At 37.5% G+C, this 10771-nt stretch carries 6 protein-coding genes and 6 pseudogenes; 8 read left to right on the forward strand and 4 right to left on the reverse strand.

All coding sequences use genetic code 11. From position 1 onward, the window contains the following. The first annotated feature begins 156 nt into the window (after window positions 1-156). The 3 genes and pseudogenes from COE49_RS19130 to COE49_RS19145 all read left to right on the forward strand — a co-directional run. Complete coding sequence (locus tag COE49_RS19130; protein ID WP_098946013.1) at window positions 157-3618, forward strand: LamG-like jellyroll fold domain-containing protein; 3462 nt, start codon at window positions 157-159, stop codon at window positions 3616-3618. Between the two features lie 51 nt (window positions 3619-3669). Beyond that, window positions 3670-3981: pseudogene (locus tag COE49_RS19135) on the forward strand (nucleotide excision repair endonuclease); the annotation flags it as partial. Window positions 3982-4346: 365 nt separating this feature from the next. Then, window positions 4347-4937: pseudogene (locus tag COE49_RS19145) on the forward strand (hypothetical protein); the annotation flags it as partial. A gap of 193 nt (window positions 4938-5130) precedes the next feature. On the opposite strand, the pseudogene cdiI reads toward COE49_RS19145, so the two are convergent. Continuing rightward, a pseudogene (gene cdiI, locus COE49_RS19150) lies at window positions 5131-5511 on the reverse strand (ribonuclease toxin immunity protein CdiI). Window positions 5512-5605: 94 nt separating this feature from the next. Then, window positions 5606-5808: pseudogene (locus COE49_RS19155) on the reverse strand (TIGR04197 family type VII secretion effector); the annotation flags it as partial. A 288-nt stretch (window positions 5809-6096) separates the two neighbouring features. On the opposite strand from COE49_RS19155, the gene COE49_RS19160 reads away from it, so the two are divergent. Next, complete coding sequence (locus tag COE49_RS19160) at window positions 6097-6411, forward strand: MafI2 family immunity protein (protein WP_088233366.1); 315 nt, start codon at window positions 6097-6099, stop codon at window positions 6409-6411. 350 nt (window positions 6412-6761) lie between these two features. Next, window positions 6762-7901, forward strand: coding sequence for a DUF3994 domain-containing protein (locus COE49_RS19165; RefSeq protein ID WP_088233365.1), 1140 nt, complete (start codon window positions 6762-6764; stop codon window positions 7899-7901). A gap of 331 nt (window positions 7902-8232) precedes the next feature. Here the strand turns inward: COE49_RS19165 and COE49_RS19170 are convergent, their stop codons facing one another. After that, the gene (locus tag COE49_RS19170; protein WP_088233369.1) at window positions 8233-8412 is read right to left on the reverse strand and encodes a DUF4083 family protein; all 180 of its coding nucleotides are present in this window, start codon (window positions 8410-8412) and stop codon (window positions 8233-8235) included. Between the two features lie 192 nt (window positions 8413-8604). Then, a complete protein-coding gene (locus tag COE49_RS19175) occupies window positions 8605-9150 on the reverse strand; it encodes a dihydrofolate reductase family protein (RefSeq protein WP_088233364.1) in 546 nt (181 codons plus the stop codon). Window positions 9151-9556: 406 nt separating this feature from the next. Between COE49_RS19175 and COE49_RS19180 the strand changes: the two genes are divergently transcribed. The 3 genes and pseudogenes from COE49_RS19180 to COE49_RS28110 all read left to right on the forward strand — a co-directional run. Beyond that, window positions 9557-10066 (forward strand): DinB family protein, encoded by a 510-nt coding sequence (locus tag COE49_RS19180; RefSeq protein WP_098253314.1) that lies wholly within the window; start codon window positions 9557-9559, stop codon window positions 10064-10066. An 11-nt stretch (window positions 10067-10077) separates the two neighbouring features. Next, window positions 10078-10288: pseudogene (locus tag COE49_RS28270) on the forward strand (hypothetical protein); the annotation flags it as partial. A 199-nt stretch (window positions 10289-10487) separates the two neighbouring features. Beyond that, window positions 10488-10586, forward strand: a pseudogene (locus COE49_RS28110) (ABC transporter ATP-binding protein); the annotation flags it as partial. Window positions 10587-10771: the final 185 nt, after the last annotated feature.

The following is a 10771-nucleotide window of genomic DNA, read 5'->3' on the forward strand; positions in this document are numbered from 1 at the left end:
GGCCCACCGCCAAAACGGGAATTTTTCCCGCTGAGCGATCAAGTAATATAAAATCCTGATTTTCAACCCCTATAAGGGACACCTTAACGGGCTAAACAAAATGACAAACGGCCATTTCATATTGAGTATTACACAGAATAACAGGAGGTTTAATTTATGCTATTTCTTAAAAGGTTAAAAATTCTAACACTAACGATGATAGCTATTCTAGTAGGTCTTAGTGCTACTCCTTTTCAAGGGAAGAGTTCTGCGGCAGGGACAGAAAACACTACGGAAGAACCTATCTTCAGCTTCATGTCAATGTCGGACACGCATACCAATACGGGTAAAACGGTTAAAGCTGTAACGGATGCTAAAAATAATAATGCAAGTGCAATAGTTTTAAACGGGGATATAACCGAGCGCGGGGATAGCGGTGAATATGACACCATAAAAAATGCTATCAATTCTGTAAAAGATCATCCGCCAGTGTATTATACAATAGGAAATCATGAATATGATTGGCAGTCGGATTATAATGTAGCGAAGAACAGATTTCTAGAAAAGGCAGAAATACCAGAAAAGAAGGTGTATTACCACCGGGAAATACAAGACTATGACTTTATATTTTTAGGGTATGATACGAAACCGTCCTATTATGCGTATATGTCCGACGAACAGTTAGCTTGGTTTGAAAGCACGCTTGCTGCAAATGCTGAACCGGACAAGCCGATTTTTGTGTTCATGCATGAGCCTATTCACCAGACCGTATCCAAGTCATATTCTTCGAATGGTTATTATCAAAGAAATGCACAGGAGCAGGAGTTCCGAAAAATCCTTGAAAAATATCCACAGGTTGTTTTAACAACAGGACATCTTCACGACGATATTAAGATACAAGGCAACATGTACGCAAATAAATTCACTGCATTAAGAGACGGTGCAGTTTTAAATAATCAAGCTCTGATGTTTGATGTATATAAAGACAAGGTGCGTATAAAGGGAAGAGATGTAAATACACAAAAAACCATTTGGGAAGGTACTGTGAGTCTGCACCCGAATACAACCGACAAGTATGAAGCCGAGGATAGTGTGCTCGCATATGCTACCTCTGGCGACGACATAAATCAGTCCGGCGGCAAGTATGTGAATATGAACCATGGAAGCGCATATATCGAGTCGCTCAAGGTTGACGGAGGAGCTTCTGGCGGCAATAAAATATTGAAAATAAGGTATGCTACCGATGCTGCCAATGCTACCAAGGGATTATATGTAAATGGAGCCAAAGTACAGACACTTAGCATTCCGACTACCGGAAGTATGAGCTCGTATAACGATTTGGCGGTACCTGTTGAGCTGAATCCAGGTCCAAATAACAAGATTGTCATACAAAGCGATGGCAACGCAGCGGGCGTGAATATAGATAAACTCCAAATTATGGAGGGTAACAATCCGAAACATATGTGGGGATTTAATGACAATGGCAACGACAGTGTCAAGAATGGGATTAATGCAACCTTGCACGGAAGTGCTGCCTATGATAAGACGGATAAAATGGAAGGTTCAGCTTCGCTCAGCCTGAACGGTGCTGACGGTAATTATGCAAGTGCAGATCTTGCATCCAACAAACAGAACAATCTAACGCTAACAACCTGGGTGAAGTGGAATGGTGCAACCTCAGGATCTCAACAAATATTGTCCAACGGAGATGGCCTTACTAATGGATATTCAATCATGTTGGATCATGACCAAGGTGATAAGGTGTCCATTGCGATCAACGGGCAGAAGATCCTTGGATCGCAGACTGCTTTAACTCCAGGACAATGGACCAATATTACTGCGGCAAGAAGAAGCGGAACCTGGGAGCTTTATATCAATGGCAAGAGTACACCGGTAACCAATAATACAACAGATCCTTCTAAGCCAACAACGGGAACGTATATCGGTGCGGACAGTACCGGTAAACAAAGCTTCAATGGACGTATTGATTCTGCAAGAATTTACAATCAAGCTTTGTCTACAGATCAGATAAAGGCGATTGCCAATGAGACTTCTGACGTTACGTTACAAAGCATCGAAATAACTAAACTGCCAACAAAGTTGAATTACCTTCAGGGAGATGGGGTGAATATAGACGAGATGGTTGTGACAGGCACTTACAGCGATGGAACAACAAAGGTGGAGAACGTAACGGATGATAATATTACCGGTTTTAATAGTGCCACTCTTAAAAAGGGATTGCCAATTACTGTGACTTTAGGTGGAAAGACTGCCAGCTTTAAGGTAAATATTTTAGATGAATTGCCTGGTTCAGCATCGGTGCCAGGAAGGATAGAAGGTGTAAACTACAATTCGAAAAAACCGGATTCTGTATTTAGAAATTTTCCGAATAATGATGGCGGACGCGCATGGATAGTGACTGCTATGGAAAAAGGCGAATGGATGGAATATAACGTAGATGTGGCAAAATCGGGATTCTATCAAGTAAATTACAGGGTGGCAACATGGCGTCCGGCAGAGGTTGAATTCGAGGTAGATGGAGTACCTCAAACGAGAACCCCATTTTCAACTGGGAGTTGGAAATATGACACTTTTTCTTCCGATACAATCCAACTGAGTGAAGGCTCACATAAAATAAGGCTGAATGCAAATACAGGTTTTTGGAGATTGAACTGGTTTGAATTGACAGAGGTTCAAGGAAAAAAATTGAGCAGTATCACAGTACCTGCACCGGTAACAGTGCCAATCGGAACGGCGAAGACAGCGGCAGCTCTTGGATTGCCCGAAAAAGTAGCCCTTGTAACCGATGGGGGGAATGTGGATGTTAGTGTGAATTGGGATGTAAATAGTGCAAGCTACGATCCAACTTCCACGACGGCGCAGACCTTCACGGTAACAGGAAAAGTAACTCTGCCTATTGGAGTCACAAACCCGAACAGCGTTCCATTGACAACAAGCATTAGCGTATCTGCAAGGGCTGCCGAACTAGTAGCCCACTGGAAGTTCGATGAAGGATCCGGTACAACCGTCGGCGATTCTTCAGGCAACGGCAACACCGGTACTCTGGTTAACAACCCGACTTGGACCGATTCGGGCAAAGGCGGAGCGCTTGCTTTCAGCGGCGGCTCAAGAGCCGAGTTCAACTCTTCGGCAACTTTGAATAAAACAGGTGACGAGTCCGTGTCGTTGTGGTTCAAGACTTCTCAGCCTGCAACCGGCACCACGAGCATTTTCCGTAACAGTAATCGTTTCACCGCCCTTCAGTTAGTGGCAGGTGGTCAAGCTCGCGCGGCCCATTGGCCCAATGATTCATCCAGTTATAAAGCGCTGAATTTTCCATGGACCTACAGCGATAACAAATGGCATCATTATGTGGCTTCCTACGATCATTTAACTGGGATGAAGATTTATGTCGACGGTAACTTAGTAGCAAGCAATACAACGAATCTCGGACCGCTTCCGACTGTGACGAATAAAATCGTGCTGGGAGCCACAGAAACCGGCGGAGAAGCTTACAATGGACTGCTGGATGATGTTCGCGTATATGACCTCCCGTTGACTCAGGATGAAGTAAGGCAATTGAATGATCAACAACCGCCTACGACAACGGACAATGCGCCAAGCGTCTCAGTCAATTAAGACGTCACTGTAACCTGAAGCGCGAGCGATAACGAATCGGGTGTAGACGATGGCGATGAGCCAAGAATCACTCTAATTCATGGATTTATTGATTTTCACCTGTTCCCTAGAGATAAAGGCGACATTTTTATGTTTTATAACATGAATGACGAACTTCTTTTTGCTGGGAAAGCACGTAAAGTAAGACAACGTATTAAAAATCATTTTGAAGATAATGTATCACCAATTAAAAATCATCGTGATGAAGTGTATCGTATTGATGTACGTATTGTAGAAAATCCGATGGAAAGAGAAATTTACGAAACATATATGATTAACGAATTTCAAGCGAAGTATAATGAGGATAAAGTATTTTATAAATAACATCAACGTAAAACATGATCTTGGTACTACATCAAGATCATGTTTTTTTATGCAATGAAAACAATTGATTATTCTTAATCATTCGACAAAATACAACAATTTAAGATTTTATTTTTTGCTATGATGAGTAAGGAATTTATATATCGTGTTATTGGGGGATAAAAAGAGATGTTGAAAAAATTTATTACATGTATTTTAGGTGGGGCTTTAGTATTCAATTTATCCCGCTTTAATGGGCAGTAAGACCCCCACCTCAAAATTCAGCGAAAGCAAAGAAGTTAGGTGGGGGATCAACTGCCCATAAAAGTCCGATTGGTTCAACTAATAATCAGTGGGGGATGAAGAAAACCCCCACTGATTAAAGTTTCAATTTATCTGGTTGCGACAATACATCCGACAAAACTTCTTCAGAATCTAAAGAAACTAATTCGAAACAAGAAGAACAGAAAGTGCAAACAACGGATGAGGCGAAAACGAAAGAGAATACAAAGCAGAAAAATACAGAACAAACAAAAGAGAAATCAAAAGTAAAAGAAAAAGAAAAAGAGTATGCTATAAACAAGGATTTTCATACACCTAAATTTGATGTAACTGTAAAAAGAGTTGTAGAAAGAGATAAGGTTGGTAAAGAAAGTATAGGATTCCAAAAACCTGAAGATGGACATGTCTTTATTGCTGTAGAAGTAGAAGGGAAAAATATTACAAACGAATCGATGAAATTAGCCGTTTTACCATCAGTGGATTTAGTGGATGAAAATGATAATGCTTACCAAAGTGATGTGTGGGCAGCTAGTACTTATGCGGTTGAAAAAGGCGAGACCTCTACTCTTACTAAGGGATTAAAACCAGGGGAGGTAATGAGAGAAAGTAAAGTTTACGTGATTAATAAAGAAAAATTTGATACAGGAAAATGGTATGTAGTTGTTAACCATGAGTATAAGGAACAAATTAAGTAGTGTTTATTTATTAAGGGGAGATGGCTCCTCTTTTTTTGTTGTCAAAAAGATCTTTTAAACTTTGAATACCTAGTTCTTTCCCTCATAACAACTAAAAACCAACATATACTGCTACAAGCAAACAAGAAAGAAAACGATCATGAACTGGTTAGAAGCTTTTATATTAGGAATTATTCAAGGATTAACCGAATTTTTACCTATTAATATTGTATAATTCAATAAATTTGTTAAGACTGTCTTCTAAGCTCTTAATTGTGTTTGGATACTTTTTTGAATAACCTTCACACATTTTTTAAAAATAATGATAAAGTGTTTGATAATCAATTATTACCTCATCACCACTGTATAATGCAAATTCTACACCTTTAAATGAATCTCCATTGGCAATATCATACTCATCCAAATCTCCTGGAAAAGTACATGCGCCATATTCCTCTCCAAATCCTACTCCTTCACAAACTGAATTGATTACCTTTAAAAATCTTTCATCATCTACCATATTAAACACTGCTTGTATAGGGAAATGAGTTAAATCTAGTAAATCCTCATCTTTTAATCTAAACTCTCTTTGCATACATATCCCTCCTCGTATATCTTTAATTTATTCTGGAAAAAAAGAAGAGATTTCTCCATCTTTATGGCATCCTCTCCAAGTTATCTCTTTACTGTCAACACCTGTCCATTCCCTCAAACGCTTTGGCTACCAAATGAATATTATCGACCGCTTGTTGAAAGGCGCGGAGAATTGTTTCGTCAAATCTAAAACTTGTTGGTTCGCTTCTTGCGCTTTTGGATTAGCAGAAAGCGTAGTACGCGTCGCTTTTTTTATAGAACGATTTGTCGCACTTTGGATTGTATCCGAAGCACTCCTGGAAAGATATTGCGAATTTAATTATAACAACAAATGGATAAAAATTACTTAGGGGAACTTCATTTTACAATATATATGTTTCTCTCAGTTCTCAACAGACGATGGCAAGTCCTGATACAGATGTAAATGAGGTGTTCAAAGATGTTCAATCATCTGATGGGAGACGGGAAAATAAAGCTTGGAACTTCCAGGTGAAAATGTCAATTTTTACATATAGGTCTTTAAAAATCGCTTATTGTGTTAAGGGGTTGGATTAAGGAATGATATACTTTAATTGAGGTGAAAAATATGATTCCGACAATAAATGACCTGATTATTATTTGCCATTATTCTTTGTTAGGTGCAATACCGAACAATTTAAGAGGACTTACTGTAAAATTAGAAAATAAAACGCTATATTGGAAAGGTTATTTTGATGGAGAACCCACTGAAGAAGAAATAGAAATATTGAGTGTAGCTTGTACAGAGGTAATAGCTAATTTCCCTATCATTATGGACTGTAGCGAAGAATATATCAGCCATAGATATCCATTAGAAATGGAGGTGTTGCAGTTTTGGGCATTCTTAAGATGGGAAGAGGATAAAAACATAAATGTAAAGTAGCTCCAAAATATACAATGAAAGTTGATTTTGGAGTTGTTTTTTGTTTACTTTTGGGAGAGCGATGTGGTCCTAACAACAAAAACTCCATTTTGAAAAAAAGCCTGATCAAAATGGAGTGAGATCTTTTAAAAAAAGTTTAATCAAAACTCACTTGGAATTTTTTACTTGAAGGAATAAAGCATCGCATCTTTTTTATGAACATTGTTAATTTAGAATGAATTTTGACTATATATGTAATTACTTGTAAAATATTATACATAGAAAAGTATTTTAGGATAAATATAGAAGGGGTATGTTTTTTAGTTTTAAAGGGGCTAAAGCGCATCTATTTTATGTTTTGAGAGGGAGAATTGGAAAATCACATGAAGAATTTTAAAAAGAGTACAGGTAAAATTTTACTAGCATCTGGATTAGTAGTTTCTATGTCAGCTTGTAGTGTAACTAGTTTATTTGGAGACAAAGAAAAAACAAATGCTGAATCTGGTAAACAAGAGAGTAAGGAAACTACGACAGAAGGAACAAGTTCAGCTAATTCAGAAAGTAAATCATCTGAAACAAAGGAAAAATCAACTAACTCGAAAGAAGAAAGTAAAGATGTTAAGATGATTATGGTTTTACCTGAGGATTATCCACAACTTATGGTAGACATTGAACAAGATTTATTAAGACGATTAGATTATTATGATGCTTCTGTAAGAGATTGGAAAAAAGGTAGTAAATCAAATGCTGAGGTAAGAGATAGTATCAAAGACTTAGATAAAGTATTTGATAAACTAGAACGTATAGACGCACCTGGTAAATATAAAGCAGACCACAAAGAAATAGTAAAATCTGTTCAGAAGTTAAGAGAGTCTTTCAAGGAAATAGAGCAGTTATTTGACTACTCAAAAACACCTAAAGATTCTAATGATGTAATCATAGATAAAGCAAACAATAAGTTAGATGAAGCAAAACGTATTTGGACTCCTATCTTTGATAAGTTAAAAGCAGAAGCGAACGGTGGTTCAACTACTTCTACAACAAGTAGTTCTGATAAACCAAGTCTAGCTAGTGGTAATGAAGTAAAGACATACAGTAGCCAAGCTAAAACTGGTATATTCAAAGGACAGATTGATACACCTGACGAGAGTTCCGCTAAGTTTAAAAATGTACAGAACAATTATAAAGATGGTACAGAACTCGTAGGTAACTGGGGTATTGATTACGGAGACGGAGTAAAAACTACGTTAGTCCTAAAAGCAGACAAGACATTTGAGACATATGCAAATGGTTCTTATCCAAACAAAGATAATTACTTAACAGGAACATATCAAGCAGACGTTGCTTCCCATCAGTTAACGTTAGTAGTAGAAAAAGGAACTCAAAACGGTCAAGAAGTGAAATTGGAAAGACCTATTTATTCATCATATGAGGTTAAAAACTTGGATGGTAAAGCATTACAGATTTTCCACATAGACGAACAAGTAACAATTTGTTATGTGAAACAATAAATAATTAGCAAAAAACTCTGTAAAATAATTTTTACAGAGTTTTTTTGTTAGTTCTAATTTATTATAAACGATCAGACTCTTTTATAAATTAGTCCTACCACATGCCAATCAAGCTAAGAAATACAAATTTCCCAAAACGAAAAAATGAGCATTTTGTTACAAATTAGTACAAAATTTCGTTCTGGGGATATTATGATATTTTAACTTGATAGACATAGGGTATCGCCAGCATTTTTCAAAATAATCTATGCTATGCTGAAAAATAAAATCAGCTGATTTATATAATTATCGTTATTGGAAGTTATTTTTAACTTTTTCTGATTTGAAAGAGTCAATCTTTGTTTTGTTTTTCTAACAGTTGAATAACCTTATCTAATTTTTGTTCAACTAAATCTTGCTTTTTGCGATTGTTAGTATACCGAATTATACGTATAATTCCCCCAAATATTGCACCGATGATTACTAAAATAATAGCAATTCCTATGTAATAAATAGAGTTTTCTAAAGGTATTATTTAGAACCTTATTTCCCTTGTTTTACCATTTAAAAGAATTGATATATTGTTTGATTTTGGTTGTATATTCTATACATGTCTGGTTAAAATAACGTTTCATTTTTATAAATTAATATATGTATTATTTTATAGAAAAGCTCATCAGGATTTATTCTGATGAGTTTTTTTGTTTATATAATTTATCAATAATTATTCTTTTTTCTCCGGCTGATAGGAAAGAATAACGACACCTGAACTGGTCGTTCTTGTTTCTATAAGTTTTAATGCTTTTGTATTGTTCTGGTCTTTAAAGAGACGCTTTCCGCTCCCTACGATAACAGGATTGACTATAAAGTGATATTCATCAATGAGGTCATGTTGCATTAATGTTTGTGTAAGATCACTGCTGCCATAGATTAAAAGGTTCTGACCGGGCTGTTCCTTCAGTTTCGATATTTCTTCTACAATATTACCCTTGATAAGATTTGCATTCCATTCGGTTTCTTCCAAAGTTGTTGAAGCAACAAATTTAGGCATGCTGTTCATCTTATCAGCAAAACCCTCTTCATCAGTCATAGAAGGCCAGGCAACTGCAAAACCTTGATAGGTTACTCGTCCTAGTAGAAGAGCTTCACTTTCAAACAGTAAATCGGATTGAAACTTTGCTACTTCTTCATTGAAGTATGGAGCAGTCCAAGCAGGTTCCTCCATGACACCATCTAGTGAGAGGTACATCGATACAATTATTTGTCCCATTTTGTTCTCCTTTAGTTTTAAATTGAGATTTTTACATATCGGTAACACAATTATTAATTCTCCAGCTAGAGAAATTCTCCTTTTTTAATAATTTCGACAAAATGTATTTATGTATATTCTATACATGTTATGTTTACATAACGTCCCAATTATCGGTAGCAGATAATTTCATAGAATCCTTGTATGTACAGGGATTCTTGTTTTTTTGTCTATGTATCTCTTATACAGGATTTTATACATTATTGATTAGCAATGCTTATTGTGCTAACGAATCAGGATAGTGTGGCGACCAACTACATGGTTGCTTATCCTCAATTATTAGAAGGAAAGTTCTATCATTTTGCGAATTTATTAGACATAGACGAGTGCTATAATTTTCTATATCTCCATAAAGAGGTGACTACGCATGAATCAAAGACCGTTAGAAGAAGAATACGCCGGGGGCTCCGGCGAATATATCCGTTTGGTGCCGGACGGTAACATCATCGACATTCTGCTCGCCCAGGAAAAGCAAATGACTGAGCTCCTGGCATCGTTGACCGAAAGCCAGGCCGCATATCGGTATGCGGAAGGAAAATGGACGCTGAAAGAAGTCGTGGGCCACATCGCAGACGCGGAACGCGTCATGACCTACCGCCTGCTCCGGTTCGCAAGAGGGGACCAGACGCCTCTGACCGGTTTCGATCAGGAATTGTTCGTGCCACCTTTCGGAAGCTGGACAACCGCGCAATTGGCCGAAGACTACCGGGCCGTACGGCAATCAACGATCACATTGCTGCGCGGGCTACCGGCAGAGGCGTGGACCCGCAAGGGCATAGCTAACAACCTAAGCATTACGGCGCGCGCCCTCGCATACGGCATCGCAGGACACGAACTTCATCACATGAGAGTCATCCGAAATCGGTACTTGAGTTAATCGTCGGCTGAGGCCAAAGACAGCGCATCAGCATCGCGCGCGCACTATCTGTAAAACCTGACTTCATCCTATGTGAAGAATCAATCTCAGCACTGGATGTCTCAGTCTAAGTCCGCTCAATCACCATCCGGCTACAAATTCACCACTGAAAAATGCGCACAGGAAGTACCGAAAATGGTGGAGATTGCAAAGGGGCATCAGGTGGCTTGTCATTTGTTTTAGAGGAGAAAGCATCAGGGGGACCTGGTGCTTTTTTGTTTTGTGTGGGATGGGTTGTAGACTAACGGTCAGTGACTGTATATATTTGCATCTCCTGTCATATAATTTTCCTTATTTTTTAACTATAATTGTAATGATATGTTAGATTGTATATTTCGTCCTTAATATATTTAAAGGGTAATTGGGTATTAAGATTAATTAATGGAATGAAAGATTTGGATTAAATGTACCTATTATTAAATTCGGAAATAATATCTCTAACGCTGAAAAGATAGTTGGTTTAGGGGTTCTTTTCTATTAATACTGTTAAAGTAGGTACTGAAGGTTCATTAGATGTCAATGAAAGAGGATGAAAAGGAAAAGCGTTTAAGTATGGCTAATGCAGAAGCTTCTTTAGTAAAATATGAAGGGGGGATGATGTTGAAAATTTTTAAAAATACAATTTTATTTGTTTTATGTTTAGTAGTTCTTAGTGGTTGTTTTACA

The sequence above is a fragment of the Bacillus sp. AFS029637 genome, from assembly GCF_002584985.1.
Taxonomy (GTDB): domain Bacteria; phylum Bacillota; class Bacilli; order Bacillales; family Bacillaceae_G; genus Bacillus_A.

Bases quoted from the DNA above. Each gene is read 5' to 3' on its own strand.
- COE49_RS19130 (WP_098946013.1), top strand. From the start codon at position 157: ATGCTATTTCTTAAAAGGTTAAAAATTCTAACACTAACGATGATAGCT.
- COE49_RS19160 (WP_088233366.1), top strand. From the start codon at position 6,097: ATGATTCCGACAATAAATGACCTGATTATTATTTGCCATTATTCTTTG.
- COE49_RS19175 (WP_088233364.1), bottom strand. From the start codon at position 9,150: ATGGGACAAATAATTGTATCGATGTACCTCTCACTAGATGGTGTCATG.
- COE49_RS19180 (WP_098253314.1), top strand. From the start codon at position 9,557: ATGAATCAAAGACCGTTAGAAGAAGAATACGCCGGGGGCTCCGGCGAA.